General features: G+C 40.9%; 13 protein-coding genes. 6 read left to right on the top strand and 7 right to left on the bottom strand.

The window, feature by feature from the left end:
• Positions 1-19: 19 nt before the first annotated feature.
• The 3 genes from NE363_RS16485 (at position 20) to recD (ending at position 9,217) form a co-directional block, all read left to right on the top strand.
• Positions 20-3,655 (top strand): exodeoxyribonuclease V subunit gamma, encoded by a 3,636-nt coding sequence (locus tag NE363_RS16485; protein WP_445535482.1) that lies wholly within the window; start codon positions 20-22, stop codon positions 3,653-3,655.
• 3 nt (positions 3,656-3,658) lie between these two features.
• Positions 3,659-7,357, top strand: coding sequence for a UvrD-helicase domain-containing protein (locus tag NE363_RS16480; RefSeq protein WP_445535481.1), 3,699 nt, complete (start codon positions 3,659-3,661; stop codon positions 7,355-7,357).
• A 108-nt stretch (positions 7,358-7,465) separates the two neighbouring features.
• A complete protein-coding gene (recD, locus tag NE363_RS16475; protein ID WP_445535480.1) occupies positions 7,466-9,217 on the top strand; it encodes an exodeoxyribonuclease V subunit alpha in 1,752 nt (583 codons plus the stop codon).
• A 717-nt stretch (positions 9,218-9,934) separates the two neighbouring features.
• Here the strand turns inward: recD and NE363_RS16470 are convergent.
• A complete protein-coding gene (locus tag NE363_RS16470) occupies positions 9,935-11,233 on the bottom strand; it encodes a serine hydrolase domain-containing protein (protein ID WP_151740679.1) in 1,299 nt (432 codons plus the stop codon).
• Positions 11,234-11,445: 212 nt separating this feature from the next.
• On the opposite strand from NE363_RS16470, the gene rpsO reads away from it, so the two are divergent.
• From rpsO to NE363_RS16455, 3 genes are all read left to right on the top strand, one after another.
• On the top strand, positions 11,446-11,715 hold the full coding sequence (rpsO, locus tag NE363_RS16465; protein WP_001229357.1) for a 30S ribosomal protein S15: 270 nt from the start codon (positions 11,446-11,448) through the stop codon (positions 11,713-11,715).
• A gap of 256 nt (positions 11,716-11,971) precedes the next feature.
• Positions 11,972-14,059: a polyribonucleotide nucleotidyltransferase gene (pnp, locus tag NE363_RS16460; protein WP_171220364.1), complete on the top strand. Its 2,088-nt coding sequence runs from the start codon at positions 11,972-11,974 to the stop codon at positions 14,057-14,059.
• An 87-nt stretch (positions 14,060-14,146) separates the two neighbouring features.
• Positions 14,147-15,358 (top strand): magnesium transporter CorA family protein, encoded by a 1,212-nt coding sequence (locus NE363_RS16455; RefSeq protein ID WP_049065194.1) that lies wholly within the window; start codon positions 14,147-14,149, stop codon positions 15,356-15,358.
• Positions 15,359-15,588: 230 nt separating this feature from the next.
• On the opposite strand, the gene NE363_RS16450 is transcribed toward NE363_RS16455, so the two are convergent.
• The 6 genes from NE363_RS16450 to NE363_RS16425 form a co-directional block, all read right to left on the bottom strand.
• Positions 15,589-15,918, bottom strand: coding sequence for a chaperone modulator CbpM (locus tag NE363_RS16450; protein ID WP_019456897.1), 330 nt, complete (start codon positions 15,916-15,918; stop codon positions 15,589-15,591).
• Positions 15,919-15,929: 11 nt separating this feature from the next.
• Entirely contained in the window at positions 15,930-16,892 is a 963-nt protein-coding gene (locus tag NE363_RS16445) for a DnaJ C-terminal domain-containing protein (RefSeq protein ID WP_068935763.1), read from the bottom strand.
• 150 nt (positions 16,893-17,042) lie between these two features.
• Positions 17,043-17,654, bottom strand: coding sequence for a LysE family translocator (locus tag NE363_RS16440; protein WP_445535479.1), 612 nt, complete (start codon positions 17,652-17,654; stop codon positions 17,043-17,045).
• Positions 17,655-17,791: 137 nt separating this feature from the next.
• The gene (gene hslO, locus NE363_RS16435; RefSeq protein WP_445535478.1) at positions 17,792-18,667 is read right to left on the bottom strand and encodes an Hsp33 family molecular chaperone HslO; all 876 of its coding nucleotides are present in this window, start codon (positions 18,665-18,667) and stop codon (positions 17,792-17,794) included.
• Positions 18,668-18,832: 165 nt separating this feature from the next.
• Positions 18,833-20,674: a monovalent cation:proton antiporter-2 (CPA2) family protein gene (locus NE363_RS16430; protein ID WP_445535477.1), complete on the bottom strand. Its 1,842-nt coding sequence runs from the start codon at positions 20,672-20,674 to the stop codon at positions 18,833-18,835.
• 75 nt (positions 20,675-20,749) lie between these two features.
• Positions 20,750-22,978: a primosomal protein N' gene (locus tag NE363_RS16425; protein WP_100192272.1), complete on the bottom strand. Its 2,229-nt coding sequence runs from the start codon at positions 22,976-22,978 to the stop codon at positions 20,750-20,752.
• Positions 22,979-22,983: the final 5 nt, after the last annotated feature.

Here is a 22,983-nt window from a genome sequence, read left to right as displayed (position 1 = left end):
CGAGTAGGGTATGAAATAAATGGGCATCCATGTTATTCAAAGTCAACGTATTGATGTGTTGTTGCAGGGCGTACTCGCATCTACGTCCCAACCTTCTACGCGTCCTTTACAGGTTTTGAAAGCCCAGCATTTTATTGTACCTAGTCCTGCAGTTGAGCAGTGGCTGATACAAAAACTTGCAGAACAACAAGGAATGACGGCCAATTACCAGTTCCATCAACGAGTTCGCGGTTTTCAGTGGTACGCCTATCAACAGGTTCTTACTGCGCATAAAGAACAGGTTCGTAAATCGAATATTCCACGCTTGATTTTTAAATGGCGTGTACATCAAGCCTTACAAGAATTTATTCAGCCTGATGAAATGAGTATAGATGATTCTCATCCATTACATTCTATTGTTCAGCGTATTTACGACAGCGCAGATCGACTTGAACAAGGGATTGAGAAGCAGCTAAAAAAACAAAAAATGTTGTATTGGGTGGCTGAACAAGTTGCCGATTTATTTAGTAACTATATGGTCTATCGGGGACAGTGCCAACGTGGTTGTGAAAATACCTGTACTTGTCCAAATAACTGGTTAGCAGCGTGGGGACAAGGCCGAGCGCTGGATATCGAAAAGTATATTGCGCAGAAAGATAAAGAAATTTCTGCATTTACTTTGCAGCAAACACAAGAGTTAGAACGTTGGCAACGCTGGTTATGGCAGCAGCATTTTCATGATGATTTTATGCAAATGCAGCAAATTGACGAGCTGTTTTGGCAGGAATTAGACCATCCTGAGCGCCAGAAGAAGGCATTATCTCGTTTGCCAGAGCAAATTGTCGTTTTTACTTTGCTGGATTTACCGCCTAGCCAGCTTCAGTTTCTGCGCCGTTTAGGGCAATACATTGATGTGCTGATTTTGCACTATAACCCTTCACAGGAATATTGGGCCGATAGTGTCGATCCACTCTGGAAACAACGTTATGACTTAGGTGTGAAAGAGCGTTTTATTGCGAAAAATCCTCAAGCGACCGATGCTGAAATTGCCGATTTCTTTGATAAATTTACGCTTAACTTTAATGCTGAGGCGCGTGAGTCTAGGCATCCGCTTTTAACAAGATTGGGTAAACAAGCCCGCGACCACTTCTCATTACTTTCAAACTTGTCTACAGGTGAAGAAGGTAAGTGGGTGGACGCCTTTGTAGATGATTTTCCTGAGAGTCTACTTGGCAAAGTTCAGTCAGATATTTTGCATTTAGTGGAACCACAGCCTAAGCAATATGAACTCGCATCGAATGATGACTCTATCCAGATTCATGTTTGCCATTCAACATTGCGCCAACTTGAAGTATTGAAAGAGCAGTTGATTGGCTGGTTGGCTAAACCGCATGAACAGCCGCGTCGCCCAAATGATATTCTGGTTTTAGTGCCTAATTTGGCAGAAGTTGAGCCTTTAATACGAAGTGTTTTTCCAGCTACGGCAACTGAGCAAGGTGTGCATTTACCCGTAAAAATTGCAGGTATTGCCTCACTTGATGCACTCAATGCATGGCGTGCCGTGATTGGGCGTATTCACCTTATGCAAGGACGATTTAGCTTTGATGATTTCGCTGATTGGCTTGGTTTACATGCGACGCAGCAGCGCTATGCTCTTGAATATGCTCAAGTAGAGCGAGTTTTGACATTACTAGCCGATGCAGGGTTTAAACGTGGTCTTGATGCAGAGCATCTGAAACGTAGCTTATGTGACGGCGATGATGATTATCGATATAGTTTTAAATTTGCTTTAGAGCGGTTAGCGCTCGGCATTGCAATTCCTGAGCATGCTACGTTTAATCAGGTACTTAGTTACGCTAAAGTTCAACCAGGCGATTTTGAGCTTATTGGTACGCTCATTCAGATTTATCAAGATTTAAATGAGCGCCGTGACTGGCTCATTATGCATGAGCAAAGAAAAGTACATACAGTAGAATACTGGTTGCACGTGTTGTCGCAAGATATAGTCGAGTTTGAACAGGCTGGTGTGGCTGCTTTAAAAACTGCTCGCGAAATTGTGAAAAAACAAGAGCGTATGTTAACGCTTGCGAGTTACTATGCCGAAGCAGAAACAGGTACCTTACGTAAAATTACCTTGCCTTTGCCTTATATCCTCGATGAGATTCAGCGAACTTTAGAAAATCAGATGGCACAAGCTGAACCGACTGGACAGATTACCTTTGCTCAGATTGGACAAATTCGTCCTTTGCCTTATCGCTTAATTGTGATGTTGAACCTTGATGCAGGGCAGTTTCCAAACCGTGATACGCATGTACCATTTGATTTGATGGATGCCTTACGTCAACAACTGGGTGACCGTTCCCGTCTTGAGGATGACCAAGGTGCTTTCTTAGATGCCTTACTTTTAGCTCAAGAAAATCTATGGCTATTTTATAACGGTTTTGATGTCAATGACGGTGAAGTGAGAGACCCTTCAAGTATTCTTCAAGAGTTCCGTGAGCATCTTGCGCTTATTGTAAAACCGGAGCCAAATGCACCCGATCGAGAAATGATTGAAGGTATTGAAATTCCGTCTAAATTAAAACAACTCTACCATTTACATTATTTACAGCCGTTTGACCCGAAGGGTTTTATGGCCGAGAACAGTTACATTCGTTACCAAGATCACTGGTTTAATGTAGCAATGCAAATTCAGCAAGCATCTGGTGTTCTTAAGCCTTGGGCGAATACATCTTATCCTTTAGAAATACCTGACATGCTGGTTTTAGATAGCCATCAGTGGATACAAGATGTGACTTTCCCTGCGCGCCTCTATTTAAAAACTTTAGGTGTCGAAAATTTAGGGAGTGTGGGCGAGCTAGATCAGAACGAACCTTTGCTTTTAGATGGTTTAGGCCGCTATACCATTCGACATTTTTTACAGCAAAATGAACAACAGGCGCAGCCTGAGGCTCTACTTGATCAATTACCTGTAGGCAAAGTTCAATACAGCGCTTGGCAGCAGGGCATTTTCGAACAGGAATGTTTACTTGAGCGTCTTCATCACTATGCGCCAGCCGTGACACAAACCACGCAGCGAGTTTGGCGAATTGCCAAACAGCTGCATATGAATATTACGGTGCCAAAATCTGAAACTCAGGACTGGGTCAGCATGGAAGCATCAAGTGCTCGGGCCAAAAGACGTGCAAAAGTCTGGTTAGAGTACCTGCTTTGGTTAGCCTATTTAAATGAGGGAAGTGCAGGAGCTGAAAGACGCCGTATAGTGGTTTTTAGTGATCAAACCGTAATCTGTAAAGGTATTAGTTCGGAGCAAGCTCGGCAGTATTTACAACCGTGGTTTAAAATCTGGCGCTATGCTCAACAGCAACCACTGGTGCTACCAGCAGCTTTAATGCTAAAGCCTCTGGAAAAAGCCAAGGCATATCAGTGGGAAACAACAAATCCGACAGAAAAAATAAAACTGGATGAGAAGAGCTACACCGAGCTGTTAAAATACTGGAATGAAACTGGGTCATTTACCGCTATCGATATGACTCAAAATGAAGCGTGTAAGTTACATAAGGACTGGCGTTTTATTTTGCAAGAACAAGATGCACAAGCATTGCTTCAACACGCTTGTGATGAGTTTGCATATGATTTGTATCATCCAGTTTTTCAATTTCAATATTCGGAGTAAGGCATGAACTCAAGAGTACAGGTGTCTTATCAACCTATTACTGATATTGAATTTAGCGGATTGCATTTAATTGAAGCTTCGGCGGGCACAGGAAAAACCTATACACTGTCGAGTTTGATGGTACGTATTTTTCTTGAGAAATATTTGCCTAGACAAGTCATTGCGACCACATTTACCCGTGCTGCTGCGGCCGAATTGAAAAGCCGAATTCGTGCGCGTTTAGTCGAAACCTACCGTTACTTAGATGCTAAGCGGAGCTTGACTGAAAAAGAGATTCTTTTACAGGCCGAGCAAGAATCTGACTTATTACTCCAACATGTTCTCAAGCATTTTGCGACACGTATTGCCTATGCCTGTGAGCGTTTAAAGCTCGTCATCGATCAGTTGGATGAGCTATTTGTCGGAACACTCGATAGCTTTAGCCAAAAACTATTACGTGAGTTTGCTTTTGAGAGCGGCAAAATTGAACGTGCTCAAATTACCGATGATGCTAAAGCCTATAGCCGCCAACTGATTCATGATGTACTACGTGAATGGATACAGTCTCAGCCTCAAACTGTGATTGATGCGTTGTATCTGGCAGGTGAGTTAAAAAGTGTCGACAGTTTTGTAAAACTGGTCGAAGACTCACTAAATTTTAGTTCTGCTCATTTTAAACTTCCCGAAAAGCCTACCATTGAATTTGAACAGCTTGCTCAGCTCAAACAGTTGGCAACAGAAATTGATATCAGCCTTTTAGAGCCGTATTACTCGCTTGATGGCGAACACTATAAACATGTAAGCGGCACAATATTTCGTAATGGGGCGTTTAACAAATTATTTAGCGAGTGTTTACCGCAGCTTTTACAAGTTCTAACGCAAAGCGACAGTATTTTAGTTTTTGATGGATCTTTGGCAGCACAACGGGAACTTATTTTTAAGTTTTTAGGCCAACTTGCCGATCAGAAAGTTTTTAAAAAATGTCCTGCCGAAATTTCTGATGGATTTTATAAACATCCTTGTATTCAGAAGATTCAGCAGTTATTTGGTGTGCTGAAAAACTACGCTGAAAAGTTCGATCAGCTTCATATTTATTTAAAAGCCTATTTGTGTGTAGAAGTTAAAAAACGCTTACCGCAGGTTTTACAAAACAAGGGCGAGACGACTTTTTCTCAGCAAATTCGCACTTTGTCAGAAGCGCTAAAAGGCGAGCAGGGGCAGCGTTTTGCAGTATTTGTTCAGGCTCGATATCCCTTAATTTTAGTCGATGAATTTCAAGACACTAACCAAGACCAAGACGATATGCTCGCCAGCATTTGGCGTCATCCAGAGCGTTACCAAAAAGGTTGCATGATTATGGTGGGTGACCGTAAGCAGGCAATTTACGGTTTCCGTGGTGGGGACATGCTTACCTTTTTAAATGCTTATAAAGATATTCAGGCAAAGCATGGTCGAGAATATAAATTAATTCATAACCATCGTTCAGTCGCTGACTTGGTTGAAGTGGTTGATGCCTTATTTCAAAGACAAATCGACTTCGGTGAGCAAGTTCAATATGACCCGATTCGGGCAGGGACTCGACCTCACCCAGCTTTAGTCGATCAAAATCAGCCTAACCCGCACCCTTTACGTTGGCTTCTGCTAAAAGACAAGGAAACGGAAGCACAGCAAGTAGCATGGAAGATTCGGGATTTACTCAACCAGTCACATACTGGGCAGTTATATCTTCAAAAAGATACTCAAACCCAAGCTTTAAATGAAGATGATATTGCGGTCTTGTCTCGTAATCATGATGGCCTTGATAAAGTTCAATTTCAATTAGAACGATTAGGAATACGCGTTAACCGGCCATCAAAACGAAGTGTTTTTGATTGCACAATTGCTCAAGATGTTGGGGCCTTACTCACGGCAATACTCCATCCTTACGATGAGGCCAAAGTGAAACGAGCTTTGATTAGCCGTTTATTTGCTATGGATCTTAAACAGCTGTTGCAACTCGAACAAACGGCCGAAGGTTTAAGCCAGTTTATGACAGGCTTTGATGCTATTCGGGAATTGTGGTCGGCTCAGGGCTTTTTAGTGGCATGGCAGCAATGTTTAAACCAATTTGGCATTTGGAAAAATCTGGTTGCTGTCCAGAGTAAAGATAATGAGCGGGTCGTGGTGAACTTGCGTCATTTGACCGAAATTTTAAGCCAACATAGCGAGAAATATCAGGGTGCGCAAAATCTCTATCATTGGTATCTCAAGCAATTACAGTCACCGCTTGACCGTGAGTGGGAGCTAGAGCGTAGATTGTCGAGTGAAGCTGGTGTTCAGCTCATGACAATTCACCAGTCGAAAGGCCTTGAGTTTAAAATTGTCTTTTTGCTTGGGGCTGATAAGCCATTTCGGGAAAATAACAAAACACTCAATTTCTCAACTCAAGATGTCACTATGCCTGAATCGGCTCAAACCGTAACACAACGTGTTGTTGCGATTGCCGATAAAGCATATTTAAACGAAACCGAACTGAAGCAGCATGAAGAACGGGCTTTGGCGGAACAAAACCGCCTTTGGTACGTGGCTTTAACCCGTGCTAGTCATCGTGTTTATGCGCTCATGCAAGATACAGATGGCAAGTCTGTTTCAGGTTTAGCTTTTTGGAAAAATAGAGCTGAACCTTTCCAGCACCGTTGTTGTTGCGATGAAATGATTTTGGAGCAACCACCTGTTGCCATGCATTTAAATCAGCACATCAATATTATTGAAATACAGGCACAGCATTTTCCTGACCAGCGCTTTTATTCGAGAGGCAAAACCAGTTTTAGTTATCTGGCACAGCATTTAAGACATAAAGTAGGTACAGATTTACTCGCGAGCCAGAATCATGAAGCTGTTTTAGCCGAAGATGAACTCGATCAGGTTATTTCTGTTGAAGTGACCGCAGCACAGCCAATTAGCTGGATCAAAAGCAACTTTCCTAGAGGAACACTTGCAGGTAATTTCTTACATGAAATTTTTGAACATATTGATTTTCAATGTGCAGATGAGTGGGTAGGTGAAATACGTCGTCGTTTTAAAAATGACTATAGTAGTTTGTGGCAAGATTTATTAATCAAATACAAAGAAAGCTTTCCCGAAGAACAAGAAGCGGAATATTCGCTTTATCACGCTGTGGCGACATGGTTGCAAGAGATTCTAAACACGCCGTTATATCAAGGTTTTCGCCTAAATCAGTTGCAACCAGAGCACTATTTATCAGAGTGTCCTTTTTATTTAGCACTATCAGATCGTGTGTTAGCCATGAAACGTATTCAGCAGCTGTTTGTTGAATATGGCATGGAAATGCCTGAGTTATTAGAGGCTCGTTCCGCACGCTATTTAAATGGTTCGATAGACTTGGTTTATTTTGATGGGCAGCGTTATCACATTGCTGACTATAAAAGTAATTACTTAGGTGAAAACCTTGCGGATTATAGTGGAGCAAGCATTGCCCAAAGTATGTCTCTAGCCAGCTATTGGCTGCAAGCAGGCTTGTATTTAGTTGCGTTACATCGTTATTTAAAAGTCAAAATGCAAAATTATGATATTGAGCAACACCTAGGTGGGGCGACTTATCTTTACTTGCGTGGTATGAATGGCGAAGCTGAGCAGGGTTATTATTATTGGCAGCCAAGTACAGAATTTGTTCTACGACTTGATGCTATTTTAGGGTACTTTGCTGAGGATAAAATTGCATAAAAAATGCTGATAAATGATCTAATTTTAGAATTAACAAATACTTGGGGTGTGGATAATCCTGTCTATAACCATGTGGACAAGCGTGTGGAAAACTAGGTGGATAAGTGTGTGGACAATCTAAATAGCCCTGAACAAAGCGATTTAAGCTGGTTGACGACTTGGAGTACCTTTCTAAATCAAGCTCCGTTTACTGCACAGACACAAGCTCCAGAGGCAGCTTGTTTTTTGCAGCAGCTTATTGAAGCGAGCTTGCAAGGTGACAGTTGTATTGCGATTAGCCCAGAAGAAACAGAAACACTTGGTCAACTGGCGATATCCGCAGAACAAGCGATGTCTCAAGTTGCCCCTTGTGTCCACGACGGGCAGGGGTTGGCATTATACCGATATTGGAACCTAGAGCAACGTCTAGCTGAGCAAATTCGTCGATTAAAGCAACAACCAATTCAATCAGTTTCGTGTGAGGAGCATTTAAACTTACTCACTGACCCACATCAGCAAGCTGCTTTGCAAATGGTGTCTCAGCAGAGCTTAAGTATCATTACAGGTGGGCCGGGGACAGGTAAGACGTATACGCTAGCTCGTATTATTGCTGTACTTAGCCAAGCCATCCCTCATATTCGTGTGGCGATGGCTGCTCCGACGGGTAAAGCTGCACAGCGTATGCAAGAAGCCTTACAAAACTCGTTTAACGACCCTAAGCTTCTTGAGTCAGGACTAGTTAGTGATGAGCTAAGAAACCAAAGTACCCAAACTATTCATCGCTTATTGGGTATGGGGCATAGTCAAACTCCACGTTTTAATCAAAAGCAGACTTTGCCTTATGACGTTATTGTAGTGGATGAGGCCTCTATGCTGGATTTAAATCTGGCAACTTTATTATTTGAAGCGGTACCTGAGTCTTGCCGAATTATTTTGCTAGGCGATGCCAACCAGCTTGCTTCAGTAGATGTTGGAGCGGTACTTGCGGATTTACAGCAAATCGACGCTTTGTCTGAAAACCGTGTTCACCTTCAAACCAGTCGTCGTTTTGCAGAAGGTGCTTTAATTGGTCAGGTGGCACGATTTATTCAAATGCAAACCAGTCAGATCAATTATGAGCAGGTTCTACAGCAATTTGAAATTGATATTGTTCAGGTTTCAGAGCTACGTTCAATTCCTTTAGAAGCTAATATGCCCGATGTGGTTCAGCTTGAATACTTACCTGAGGGGGCATCTATAGAGCTAGAAGCTTACTATCAAAAATTGATGGTGGGTTTTCAAGGCTATGTGCAAAGCCTAAAAGCTTATTTACAAGATGATCGCTCAATTGAGCATATTGAAAATATAGTTAAATCATTCGATGACTACCGTATTTTAACTGCTGTACGTCATGGACCATTCGGCTTGCAGCAACTTAATCAATATGCCGAACGTTGGTTACAACAACAGCTAGGTATCGTGACCTTAGGAGGATGGTATGTTGGCCGTCCAGTTATGATGACTTATAACGATTACCAACTTGGCATTTCAAATGGTGACATTGGTTTATGTTTTGAACACCGTACTCAGCCTCAACAGTTTGAAGTGTATTTTCCTAGTTTAAATAAATGGGTTGCTGCAAACAGACTACCTAAAAGTATTCAAAGTGCATTTGCCTTAACTATTCACAAATCGCAAGGCTCTGAATTTACACATACTGCTGTAGTTCTCGATCAGGCTGCCAAGAATTTGCTAAGCCAAGAACTTATTTACACTGCGATTACACGAGCGAAAAAGGTAGTGAGTCTTTTGGTTCACCCTGAGGCTTTATTACAATCTTTTACAGTTCGTACGACAAGAAGAAGCGGTTTAGTTGAAAAGGTTAATCGGTTAGTTCGTTAAGTCAAACTTAATATTTTGACCTTTGTAAGAAAAAGCTTACATAGATTCGAGATATTTGCTGCTAGAGAACACCCCCTGTTTTTGAGATTATAAACGCACAACGAGCTTGGCAAGGAATGTCGGGCAAAATCGCACAATAATAATAACTTAAGTCGAGAGACTGCGAACTTACAATGAAGTAGGTGAATAAAGAGGAAACTTACAGCCGCTAAGCCTTGTAGTTTTGGGAGAGACTACAGGGCTTTTTTATATTTTGAGTTTTTATCATGTCAAATAAATTAAATAAATCTTTATGTATTTCACACGATTTCTTGTCCTTATTATCAACAATTTAAACCAATCATATTAATATATTTATTTGTAATATGATTCTTAAATAGTCATTTTTCCTGTGAATTGTTAAGTTAAATGTTATACAGAACCGTACGTTATTTAGCTGTTACAGACAAACGCTAAATATTAGACAGACCTGTACGTTTTTGCTTACATGATGATAAGAAAAATACTACTTTTCTTCATAATTGGATATGAGAGAATACATCCCATAAGGAAATAGAAATAAAAACAACGGAAGTGAGTAAAACTAGAAGAAAGATGTATAAAGCATCTCACATATAACAATAAGAACAGCGATAAACACGATAAATAAGAACTACAGCGCCAAAAACCCAAGCAGAAATGCTTGGGTTTTTTATTTTATAGCTAGATTATTGCTATTTAAACTAGATCTGTTTCATGTGAGTCACTACCGAACAATGAACGACGTTGATCTCTAGGAATTCGAGGACATTGGCTAGAAATTTGATAGAGCAGATTTGCCAAAGCAGGCAGATGAGTACCTACTACGGATTTTCCAGTAGTCAACAGAGAAACGCTAATATCACGCTCTGGATCGGCCCAACATAAAATATTGGAAAAACCAAGATGACCAAAAGCTTGACCAGTCATTGGACCAAATAAACCTACCGGATTGCTACCGAGCATTGGACCTAATGCATAACGCATCGGGATTAATAAGGTTCGGTCAATATTAACTCCTGTGGTCGGTAGAGTTGCTCTAAAAATTGTTTTCTCACTTAAAACTTGTTTGCCTTGATAACTTCCACCACTCAAGAGCATTTCGAAAAAACGTCCAGCCTGTTCGGCACTCGTATAAATGTTACCGGCAGGACAAATCGTATCCATAAAGCGGCTGTCATTAGTGACATCTACAGCGAGTTGTAAACCGCCGCCTAATACATGATTGAGATAATGGTCTGTCCCTAAGCGAGGATGTAAGCCTGTTGCACAATTGAGTGCGACTTTTGCACGATATTCTGGCTTCAAACCATAGTTAAAATAGGGCATACCCATTGGTTTTTCGATGGTCTCATGTACAAACTGACGAAGATCTTGTCCTGTGACCCGTTCAATAATTTCTCCCAAAATATAACCTGCAGTTACAGCATGATAGGCGAGGTGATTACCTGCTGGAGAAACGGGTCTTGCTGCATAAAGCCGCTTTAAAATTTCATCTTTATCAAAAAGCAATTCAGGAGTGACTTCGCCGTCTATATAAGGGATGCCGCCGCGATGTGCTAATAAATGAAAGATCGTCGCACGGCGCTTCCCATTTACACCATATTCTGGAATGTAATAACTGACAGGGTCGAGTAAGTTGATTTCACCTTTTTCATCTAAAAGATGAATCAACATGGCAGTAATCATTTTTGAGGCTGAAAATAAGCAAACAGGAGTGTCAGGCGTTGCAATGAGTGCATTATTTTGCAGACCTGCTGGAGAGTTCCCCTGAGCATAGCCGATGCTTCGATTTAATAAAATTTTCCCCTGCCTGCGTAAACAAAATGTAATGAGCGGATAGTTCCCGGTTTTATAGAGTGACTCAATACTTTTCCAGATCTTTTGAACCTGATGTTCATTCATTCCGCCCAGTTCGGCAGGCACTTCATCTTTGTGATGAATGACCGATCCAATATCGTCTGGTACCGGACAGGTATTAGTCGAAAATATTTTCACACGTCCCTCGCGCTTCTTTCTTTTTATTGAAGGCCAAGTGTGCAGGGTTGAGACGCTGATGTCAGTGTCTAAAATGACAGGTAACTGAAAACAATTTTGCAATCCATATATAGATACCTTAAAATAGGCGACTTGCTGTAGTGATGCACGGCAGTCAGTTGCGCTCAACTGATTCATATCATTTTATTTTTTAAGCATCTCGGAGAAATCGAATGGCTTTAACTAATGCAGACCGCGCAGAGATCATCGCTAAATTTGCTCGCGCTGAAAACGACACTGGTTCACCAGAAGTACAAGTAGCTTTATTGACTGCTCAAATCAATGATTTACAAGGTCACTTTAAAGCTCACAAACACGACCACCATAGCCGTCGCGGTTTGATCCGTATGGTTAACCAACGTCGTAAATTACTTGACTACTTAAATGGTAAAGACCACGAGCGTTACACTGCTTTGATCGGTGCTTTAGGTCTACGTCGTTAATTCGATTTTGCTTTGTTTTCGGTTTATCGCATGTTGCTATGCTTTGTTCCTGAAAAGAAAGTTTCGTCTAATCACCGTTAGGCGATTTATAGAAGGGGCGCTTGTGCGCTCCTTCTTTGCGTTTAATATTATTTAAAATTTTTGGTCTAGTGTGATGGCTTCTAAGCTTTGTCATTTATCTACCAATTGGTGTAGTCTGAATGCCAAACCTTAGGGGTCTCACTAGAATAAAATTAGGAAAATACAATACATGTCAATGTTTAACATCGTTCGTAAAGAATTCCAATTCGGTCAACATCAAGTCGTTTTAGAAACGGGTCGCGTTGCTCGTCAAGCGAATACAGTTTTAATCACAATGGGTGGTGTAACTGTTTTAGTTGCAGTTGTTGCTCAACCTAAAGCAAAAGCGGGTCAAGACTTTTTCCCGTTAACAGTTAACTATCAAGAAAAACAATATGCAGCGGGTCGTATCCCTGGTGGTTACGGTAAGCGTGAAGGTCGTGCGTCTGAAGCTGAAACTTTAATTTCACGTCTTATTGACCGCCCAATTCGTCCATTGTTCCCAGAAGGTTATTTCAACGAAATTCAAGTAACAGCAACAGTTGTTTCTTCTGACAAAACTATGGATGCTGATATCGCAGCAATGCTTGGTACATCAGCAGCATTGTCTATTGCTGGTACTCCTTTCCGTGGTCCAATTGGTGGCGCACGTGTTGGTTTAATTAACGGTGAATACGTTTTAAACCCGAATTTTGAACAACTTGCTCAATCTGATCTTGACCTTGTGGTTGCTGGTACAGAGTCTGCTGTATTAATGGTTGAGTCTGAAGCGAAAGAGCTTTCAGAAGACCAAATGCTTGGTGCGGTGCTTTTCGGTCATGACGAAATGCAAATCGCGATTCAAGCAATTAAAGAATTTGCTGCCGCTGCTGGTGCAGTTGAATCAACTTGGGTTGCTCCAACTAAAAATGAAGCACTCCTTGAGCAATTAAAAGCAGCTTTCGAAGCTAAAATTTCTGAAGCATATACAATTGCGGTTAAACAAGACCGTTATGCAGCACTTGATGCACTTTATGCAGAAGCTGTAGCTCAGTTCGTTCCTGAAAATGACGAAACTGGCATTGCTGACGAAGTAAACGAATTATTTGAAGACCTTAAATACCGTACAGTACGTGACAACATCTTGTCAGGTAAGCCACGTATTGATGGTCGTGATACTAAAACTGTTCGTGGTATCGACGTTCAAGTTGGTGTATTAGACCGTGCACACGGTTCTGCATTATTTACACGTGGTGAAACTCAAGCATTGGTAACAACAACTTTGGGTAATACTCGTGATGCGTTAATGGTTGATACGCTTTCTGGTACTAAAACTGACAACTTCATGTTGCACTACAACTTCCCTGCGTACTCTGTAGGTGAAACAGGTCGTGAATCTGGTCCTAAACGTCGTGAAATTGGTCATGGTCGTTTAGCACGTCGTGGTGTTCAAGCAGTTCTTCCTGCTGCTGACCGCTTCCCGTACGTGATTCGTATTGTATCTGACATTACTGAATCTAACGGTTCATCTTCAATGGCTTCTGTATGTGGTGCATCATTATCACTTATGGATGCAGGTGTTCCACTTAAAGCGCCAGTTGCTGGTATCGCAATGGGCTTAGTGAAAGAAGGCGAGCGTTTTGCTGTACTTTCTGACATCTTGGGTGACGAAGACCACCTTGGCGACATGGACTTTAAAGTAGCAGGTTCTGCAAACGGTATTACTGCACTTCAAATGGACATCAAGATCGAAGGTATTACTGAAGAAATTATGGAAGTTGCGTTAAACCAAGCATTTGCTGGTCGTATGCACATCCTTAATGAAATGAACAAAGTAATTTCACGTGCTCGTCCTGAAATTTCAATGCATGCTCCAACATTCGAAGTAATTACAATTAATCCGGACAAAATCCGTGACGTAATTGGTAAAGGTGGTGCAACAATCCGCCAAATTACTGAAGAAACTAAAGCTGCAATCGATATCGAAGATAACGGTACAGTTCGCGTATTTGGTGAAACTAAAGCTGCTGCTAAAGCTGCGATTGCAAAAATCCAAGCGATTACTGCTGAAGTTGAACCAGGTAAAATCTATGACGGTAAAGTTATCCGTATCGTAGAATTTGGTGCGTTCGTAAACATTATGCCTGGTACTGATGGTCTTCTTCATATTTCGCAAATCTCGAATGAGCGTATTGCGAACGTAACTGACGTTCTTAAAGAAGGTCAGGAAGTTAAAGTACAAGTTGCTGATGTTGACAACCGTGGTCGTATCAAATTGACTATGAAAGATATTGAGCAAGCATAATTGCTTAACTCACTAATAAAAAAGTCCGCTTGATGCGGGCTTTTTTTATGGCATGATGCAAGTAACACACAAATAGATCGACGTGGTATGCAGGTTTATTATTTTTATCGTCATCAAAAGGATGGCTATGTTTTTTTGAGCCGAGAAAAGCACACTGAACATGTTCTAGAGTTCTTCTGGATTGATAGTGTGAGATCTGATGTTGTTAACCATAATGAAGAATGGCAACAAAAAATTCAGCAGCTTTCAGATGTCGCAATTAATGAATTTCATATGCGAGATATTGCCAATATTGAGCATCCTTGTGCCTTTGATACGCTTGAAGAATATGATCTGCTCATTTTCAAAAAGCTCGTGACACCTGATGATGAAATTAAAAATGGGGAAACTCACGAGAGTGTATTTGGCTTAGCTACCACGCCAATTAGTTTTATTTTTACGCCTAAAGTTCTGATTAGCGTACGTGAGCAGGGCAACAAGTCGATTGAAAATTATATTCAGCGTCTTGAAAATATTTTATGTAAAACCTTAGAAGAGCAAAACAAAACCCGTAAGTTGCCTAATTCACCTGTAGATTTGTGTTTACGTCTGCTCAATAGTATGGTGGATGGTTATCTTGATATTCGGTCACCTTTAACTAGAAGGGTCGAGCACTGGCAACAACAACTACTACAGGGCAATCGCCGTTTTAAACAATGGCATCAACTGTTCCATGAAAACATGGCCTTTCAACAGGTTGAAAATTTATGCGAAGAGCAAATCGAAACCTTGCAAGAATTTCGAGATGAAATTGTAGAAAATTATCATCATGTGATTGGTGAGCGGACACATAGTTCTCAAGATCTTCTGTTAGTTCGTTTGAATGATTTAATGAGTCATGTCGAACGTATTCAAAAGCATACTTTACGTTTACGTAGCGCTATTCAGTCGGCAATTGATTTGCATTTCTCAGCGATTGCAAACCAGACCAATGAAAATATGCGTATTCTTGCCATTATTACGGCCGTATTTGCACCGCTTACACTCTTAACAGGTATTTATGGAATGAACTTTGAGTTTATTCCAGGGCTTAAGTCGCCAGTGGGATTCTGGATTATGCTTGGTGTTATGTTGCTCAGTACGGTTTTCTTGCTTTACTACTTCTATCGACAGCATTTGGTAGGGCGTGGCGAGAAAAGTGTTATTGATTTATTGGCTCAGCAGCACCGCCAAGAGCGGATGAATTTGTTCTGGTTTTTGGAATATGAACCGATTAAGCAGACATTGAAGGAAGTGGAGAAGATTACTAGGTTGAAGTAATTCCTCAATTTTTATTGAACTTTTTCCAAATTTGCTTGAGCTAAGCGTCATCCACAACCTGCCCATAATTTAGAAGTTATTGTTTTTGCAAAGCAATACTTTAAATGAAAGTAGTGAACAGGTTTTGTGGATGACAATGGTTTTGGTTACTTTTGCCAAAACAAAAGTAACGTAATTAGCTGATGAAATAGATAGTGAGTGCCAGTAGGACTCCGTCGTGACTATCTGATCTAATGAAAATGCTTCAACTGTTTTCTAAGTTGTTGCACTTCATCAATCAAATCTAACATCACCGCAACTGCTGCCAAACTTGCATCAAAGTCACGTTGTAAACGATACGCTTTACGAGCACGAACGACATCTTCACCCATGAACTGATGTTTCTCAGGGGTACTTTCAATCACTAAAATGTCGTACTCAATAAGCTCTAAAATCCAGTCCGGGCTTTGACCACAGGCTTGGGCAAATTGTTGTAAGTCAAATGTAGATTGTTCATCAACGACTTCAGCACTAAAGGTGTGGCCGTCACATACAATTTCTCGATAATGGATGGTTGTCATGATCTTGCTCCCTAATGAGATGAACGAGGTTCGAATGAAGCAAAGGCTTCTGCCAATTGCTGATACGCTTCTTTTTCTTTTTCAGAATGTGCAGGCGGGAATACAATATTTAAAATTAAATAAAGATGGCCTGGCGTTTTATTTGGTATCCCTTTGTCTTTTAAACGTAGCTGTTGTCCTTGTTTTGCATTTTTAGGTAAATTGACATGTAATGGCCCAGCAGGTGTTTTTACTTCAATACCTTGACCTAATGCGGCCTCCCAAGGTGCTACATCTACAGTTAAATATACATCACTGCCTTCGACATGAACACGATCTGTGTCTTTATATTGAATCTCGATATAAAGATCGCCGTTGGCACCACCATTGATACCACTTTGTCCTTGTCCGCTTAGGCGAATTTGTTGGCCTTCCTTCATGCCTTTCGGTATTTTCACCTGTAGGGTTTTACGTTGTACCTCAGGCTCACCATAGACATTCACAGTCGGAATTTGTAAGGTAATCTGTTGTGTTGATCCATGGTAGGCAATATCAAGATCAACCTCTATGCTGGCATGCTGATCTTCACCTCGGTAACTGCGTTGTTGTCTTTGGTATTGTTGTTGCCCACCACCAAAACCAGCACCAAAACGGCCGAACAAATCCTCGAAACCGCTAAAATCAGCTTGTTCACCACCGCCGCCCGTAAAGCCCTGACGATAAAAACGCGCGCCATCAAATCCACCTTGAGCTGCACCTTGACCAAAGTCATTAAAGCCCTGTGGGTGATCTAACATTTGGTCATATTCAGCTTTTTTTTCTGCATTGCTTAACGTGTCATAGGCAACGTTAATCGCCTGCATTTTTTCTTCTGCATCTTTTTCTTTGCTGATATCGGGGTGATATTTACGAGCTAATTTCCGATATGCTTTTTTAATTTCATCAGCAGAGGCTTCTCGTGTAACCCCTAATTCTTCATAATAATTTTTGGCCATAATGTTTTATCACGATGGTGTTGTTTATTTCATTATGAAACAATTTTTAAGGCTTTCAATGAGCTAGATTGTATAAGAGTTGTTCTCTTACAGAAATGGAGAGGCAAGGTGGAAGAGACATAAGTCGATTAGGGTTATGCCTCTCAATCTTTACATAAAAGTCTGATATAAACCGTATAAGGCAATTAATAAAAGCAATAGGCCGCATAAGCCGAGTATTTTAGGATATAAGTGGCTGTTAGAAAGACGGCGGAAAAATACATACACTAAAGATAGGGTTAAAAAATCCAAAACAATCCATGTCAGGGTAAGAACAGTTAGACTGAAATTTAAGTTAGGTGAAATAGAGACAAACTGAGGAAAGAAAGCCGAAAAGAAAATAATATCTTTAGGATTTGAAATACCGACCAAAAAGCCTTTTTTAGAACCACCATTTTGGGCAGAAACGGTTTGTATTGCTTCTGGATGTGGAGCTTGAATCACTTCTTTAAGAATACTAAATCCTAAATAGCCAATATAGAGACAGCCTAAAACACGAATAATATTTAAATAGCTTTCATTAATACCCAGTACTCCTTTAAGTACGAGTACTGAAATAAAAATTAAAACCAGTGATGCGAGATTTGTACCAAAAATGGTTTCGAGTGCTTTTTTATAGCCGCCTTTAAGCCCAGCGCTTGCCACTAAAATCATGACTGGGCCAGGGGTAGCAATCATAATAATGACACTAAAAATAAAGAGAAAATAATCAAAATAATTCATGAAATATAAGCATCTTGTTTATTAGGCTATAAAGTAAGCTCATATTAACTGATTTAAAATAAGATGCTGAAAATTATCATCAAAAAACTATAGATAAATAAAAAGGCGGTTTGACCGCCTTTTTATGAGGTGAGTAGTTAACTCAAATGTTCGCCAAATAAACCTAGTGCTTCTTCAGCAGTGAACTCATAACGGGTGTTACAGAACTGGCAATCCATTTGAATTGGGTTCTGAGCTTCCAGTGTTTCATGAACAGCATCAACACCAATTTGAAGTAATGCTTTAGCACAACGTTCTTTAGAACACGTACAGCCAAATTTTAAGTGTTCAACTTCTGGCAAGCGTACTTCTTCTTCGTTATACAGACGATATAAAATCTCATTTGCTGAAAGCTCTGTTAATTCTTCAGGCTTAAGCGTTTCAGTCAGCATAGTCAAACGTGGCCATAGGTCTTCATCAACCAGTTTTTGCTCTTCTTCATCATTACGAGGTAATAACTGAATGAGTAAACCACCAGAGCGTTTAGCTGTACTTGCCAATACAATACGAGTTGGAATTTGAGCAGATAAATCATAATACTGCATCAAACAACCCGCTAGATTTGTCTGGTCAAGAGGGACGATCCCTTGATAACGCTCACCATGCTCAGGTTCGATGTTAATAAATAAAATTGGATTAACTAAAGCACCAAGGACTGTACTGCTGTCAGTTGCTTCAACAAAACGTGGATCTGTTTCGTAGTCGGCTAAAGCACGAACTTCACCTAAGTGATTACATTCAGCCATAGCCCATTTGAAAGAGCCGCTAGCCTGGATTTGCAAGCTGATACGGCCTTTGATTTTTAAAGTACTTGCAAGTAATGCAGTCGCGCTCAACATCTCGCCTAGTAGAATTTTAACCGCAGGCATGTAGTCGCGTTGAGCTAAAATAGTTTGTAATGCTTCTTCTAGATGAACTACTTCACCGCGAACAGGAAAGTCCTCTATATAAAAGCGTTGGCGTAAATCAGACATAATATTCTCCAGGGCCCTAAGCAGATTATAACAACTTCGGTTTAATCAAGCTTAGGGAATGCAGCGAAGCTGCAAGCAGGACAACGGCAACTTTTGTACCGATTGTCGCAATCATTTAGGCAATGTGAATAAGTCCTTAATATAGCCATTTTGCGAAATCTCAAGTTATTCTTCGTGATCTCGTGTAATGTCGATACGATTTGGTTGTAAATGACGCTTTAAGTTAACGTCATGTCTTGATGTGGCTTGCTGTGCATCGCTTTCAAATAGATGCTCAAGTTCAGCCAGCGCATTACGATGGGTTTCAAAAACCTTTTGTTCATCGGTATAAATACTTTGCTGCTGTATGAGTAATTTCTCATCATAATCTCGAAAGATTTCGATATTATTATAAGCCTGTTCATCAGAAATACCGAGTTCGCGTAAAGCGCGATAAGCCATACCTAATGATGATAAATAGGTTTCACGCCAAATATGTTCAACACCTAAATCTCTTAGCAGGTGTACATGATGGCGGTCACGAGCGCGTGCTAGTAGCTTTATGTGTGGATAGTTTAATCTCAGATGTCGTGCAACATTCATAGAGTCTTCGACATCATCAATTGCCAAAATAAATACTTGGGCTTTTTCAATGCCTGCCGAGCGAAGTAAATCAGGTTGCGTGACATCACCGTAATAGAGTTTACCGCCGTATCGACGCACAAAGTCCACTTGGTGAAGGTTGTTGTCGATAGCAGTAAAGCCTAAGTGCTGCAAGCGGGCAATACGCGCAATAATTTGTCCAAAGCGCCCAAAACCAGCAATGATAATTGGATTATCTTGCTGAGGAATTTCATCATATTCAGGTGGACGTTCTTTATTAAACAAAGGAATGATTTTAGTTGCCATAATCCAGTAAATTATTGGTGTAAGGACCATCGACAACGTCACAATTAGCGTAACAGGCTCTAATAAAGTATCGGTTAAAATCTTTTCACTTTTCGCAAGACTTAAAATGACAAAAGCAAATTCACCACCTTGAGCCAAGCAAGTTCCAAGCAGCAGACTATTGTTCCAACTGTATTTTTTATAGCGGGCAATCGCAGTTAACACGAGGGTTTTTATCACCAACAGACCGACCGCTCCACCAATAATGAGCCACGGCATTTCAATCAGTAACGACAGTTGCGTGGTCATACCCACAGTCATAAAGAACAAACCAAGTAATAGTCCCTTAAACGGAGCAATACTTGCTTCAAGTTCATGACGGAATTCTGAGTCGGCTAAAAGTACCCCAGTGAGGAAAGCGCCTAGAGTTGTGCTAATCCCTAAAGTATCCATGAGTAGCACAACAGCAAGAATAATAAATAACCCTACTGCGGTAATCAGTTCAGTTGCACCACTTTTTGCAACGAAACGGAAAAATGGACGCATCACATAGCGACTAAATAGGAACAGACCACTGAATGTTGCAATGATGGCAGCAAAATAAGCAATGCCATGATGAGTAGATTCTGTTCCTGCTAACAGTGGAATGACTGCTAATAAAGGAATCGCTGCAATATCTTGGAAAAGCAAAATTGAAAACGATTGCTGACCATAGGTGGTATTGAGTTGTTGTTTTTCGGTCAGTAACTGTAATACAAACGCAGTAGAAGACAGTGCGAGGGCAAAACCAATGACAAAGCTGGCAGCAAGTTGTTGCTGAAATAGTAGCAATACGGTGAGCATAAGAATTACACCCGTAATCACCACTTGCAAACTTCCCATCACGAAAATGGAGTCACGCATTTCCCATAAACGTTGTGGACGTAACTCTAAGCCAATGAGGAACATAAGTAAGATGACCCCAAACTCAGCCAATTCCATAATGGCTTCAGGGTCATGGGCAATATTTAAAACACTTGGGCCAAGAAGGATGCCCGTAAATAAATAACCTAAAACTGTTGCAATCCCTAAGCGTTTACCCAAAGGGACTAAAATCAGAGAAGCTCCAAGAAAAATTGTTGCTTGCAGTAGGAATGACATTCATTACCCCGAATGTATTGATCTTTTTAAGTGTAAAGCCAAAAAGTCTTCTTCACACCATCATATTCAAATCATCTAACTAAATTCTTGCGGATCAACATCAATAGAGAGTCTAAGTTGATGCTGTCTTGGTGCATGAACCAACTGAGCCCACCATTGTCTTAAGTAAAAATGCAGACGAGCACGGTCGGCAGACAAAATCACCATATGGGCGCGGTAACGTCCCGCTTTACGTTCCATTGGTGCTGGAATCGGCCCCCAAATATCAACAATATCACCTGCAATTTGGCGAAGCTGTTCGGCAGCTTCATTTAAAAAATGTAAGGTATAGTCACGATCTTTCGACTCAGCACGAATTAAGACTGCATAACGATAAGGCGGCAGTAATGCAACTTTTCGTTCAGCTAATGTTTGTTTCGCGACCGCCCGATAATCTTTTTCGATGAGTGTGGTGAGTAAAGGATGATCTGGCCTTAAAGTCTGTAAATAAACATGGCCTTTGTGTTCTCCACGACCTGCACGGCCAGCCACTTGTACAATCAGCTGCGCAGTACGTTCTGGCGCCCGAATATCGACACTCAGTAAACCTGCATCAATATCTAAAATAGCAACCAAGGTCACATGTGGAAAATGGTGACCCTTTGCCAACATTTGAGTACCAAGCAAAATTGTTGGTTTGTTTTGATGAATACGATCATAGATTTTTTGCCAACTACCGACACGACTGGTGCTGTCACGATCGACTCGAATCACATCATAATCTGGGAATAACTCTTGTAAGTGTTCTTCAACCTTAGCTGTCCCAGCACCTAAAGTTTTTAAACTCTTCTGCTGACATTCAGGGCAGTGGTCTGGCAAGCGATGAACCGTGCCGCAGTGGTGACAATGTAAATAAGAATAAGGCTGAGTGTGTAACGTAAAATGCGCATCGCAATGTGGACAATTCGCTTGCCATCCACAGCTTTCACACACAAGTACAGGCGCATAGCCACGACGATTTAAAAAAATTAAAACCTGTTCTTTTCTTGCTAGGGTATTTTTGATCTGCTCGATTAAAGGCTGACTAATACCATGCTGCTTTTTGACAATTTTAAGGTCAATCAAATGCATTTTAGGTAAAAGCGCGTGGCCTGCACGCTGGTTCAGTTGCAGTGAAGTTAACTTACCAGTTTCTACTAAATGATAACTGTCGATGCTTGGAGTCGCCGAACCTAAAATAACAGGGCAGCTTTGTAAGTGACCTCGGTACAGTGCGACATCACGAGCATGATAACGGAAACCTTCTTGTTGCTTATAAGACAGGTCGTGTTCTTCATCTAAAATGATGAGACCCAGACGTGGCAGCGGTGTATAAATGGCTGAACGGGTTCCTAAAATAATAGAGGCCTTTCCAGTTTGTGCCTGTTGCCATGCTTGTAAGCGTTTAGAGTCATTTAAGCCTGAATGCAATAAAGCAATATCGCAGTTAAAACGAGACTTAAAGCGCGAAATAGTTTGAGGGGTTAAGCCAATTTCAGGCACTAACACCAGTACTTGCTTGCCTTGTTTTAACACCTCATGCATGATGTGCAGGTAAACTTCAGTTTTACCACTTCCAGTTAAGCCATCTAGTAAAAATGCTTGGTATTGATGCTGTGCATTAATGACGTGCTGAGTTGCCTTCTTTTGATCATCATTTAGCGTAAGTGGCATTTGAGCCAATTGTACAGGTGCTGGGCTAAAATCATGAGGCTCAAGTGTACAGTCTATCAGCCCTTTCTTTTGAAGTGCTTTAAGTGTCGCAGTTTCTACACCACTTAAATTAAGAATATTTTCTGTAGTTCCGGCAGGATGTAATTTTAAAATTTGATATGCATCTTGTTGCTTAATGGAACGCTTTAACAAGGCTTCAACATTGTCACAAGGAATGATTTTCCATAGATGAAACAATACATCCATTGGTTTACCCTGACGCAATAACGCGGGTAGGGCCGTTTGCATCACTTCACCAATCGGAAATTGGTAATACTGGGCAGACCATGTCAATAAACTTAAAACTTGTTCATCTAAAATAGGTTCATCATCTAAAAGTTCAGAAATGGCTTTAAGCTGAAAGGTGCCTGTAAATGATTCTTGTGGGTCAACTTTTTCAGTAATGATACCAATCAGGTTTTGCCGTCCAAATGAAATCGCGACGCGTGAACCTACCTGAGCCCGTTCATATTGTGCTTTGGTGAGTGTATAGTCAAAAGTGTCGTACAGATGCACAGGTACGGCAACACGCACACGATAAACAACTGAATCAGGTTTTGGCGTTATGGTCATAGATG

The sequence above is a fragment of the Acinetobacter sp. G18 genome (genome assembly GCF_052660225.1).
Note: the sequence above shows the minus strand (reverse complement) of the source record. Positions and strands in the feature narration are given on the sequence as shown.

Excerpts from the sequence above, each read along its gene's own strand:
- NE363_RS16480 (WP_445535481.1), top strand. The coding sequence starts at position 3,659 with ATGAACTCAAGAGTACAGGTGTCTTATCAACCTATTACTGATATTGAA.
- NE363_RS16430 (WP_445535477.1), bottom strand. The coding sequence starts at position 20,674 with ATGTCATTCCTACTGCAAGCAACAATTTTTCTTGGAGCTTCTCTGATT.
- pnp (WP_171220364.1), top strand. The coding sequence starts at position 11,972 with ATGTTTAACATCGTTCGTAAAGAATTCCAATTCGGTCAACATCAAGTC.
- NE363_RS16485 (WP_445535482.1), top strand. The coding sequence starts at position 20 with ATGGGCATCCATGTTATTCAAAGTCAACGTATTGATGTGTTGTTGCAG.
- rpsO (WP_001229357.1), top strand. The coding sequence starts at position 11,446 with ATGGCTTTAACTAATGCAGACCGCGCAGAGATCATCGCTAAATTTGCT.
- NE363_RS16445 (WP_068935763.1), bottom strand. The coding sequence starts at position 16,892 with ATGGCCAAAAATTATTATGAAGAATTAGGGGTTACACGAGAAGCCTCT.
- NE363_RS16440 (WP_445535479.1), bottom strand. The coding sequence starts at position 17,654 with ATGAATTATTTTGATTATTTTCTCTTTATTTTTAGTGTCATTATTATG.
- NE363_RS16455 (WP_049065194.1), top strand. The coding sequence starts at position 14,147 with ATGCAGGTTTATTATTTTTATCGTCATCAAAAGGATGGCTATGTTTTT.
- NE363_RS16450 (WP_019456897.1), bottom strand. The coding sequence starts at position 15,918 with ATGACAACCATCCATTATCGAGAAATTGTATGTGACGGCCACACCTTT.
- hslO (WP_445535478.1), bottom strand. The coding sequence starts at position 18,667 with ATGTCTGATTTACGCCAACGCTTTTATATAGAGGACTTTCCTGTTCGC.
- NE363_RS16425 (WP_100192272.1), bottom strand. The coding sequence starts at position 22,978 with ATGACCATAACGCCAAAACCTGATTCAGTTGTTTATCGTGTGCGTGTT.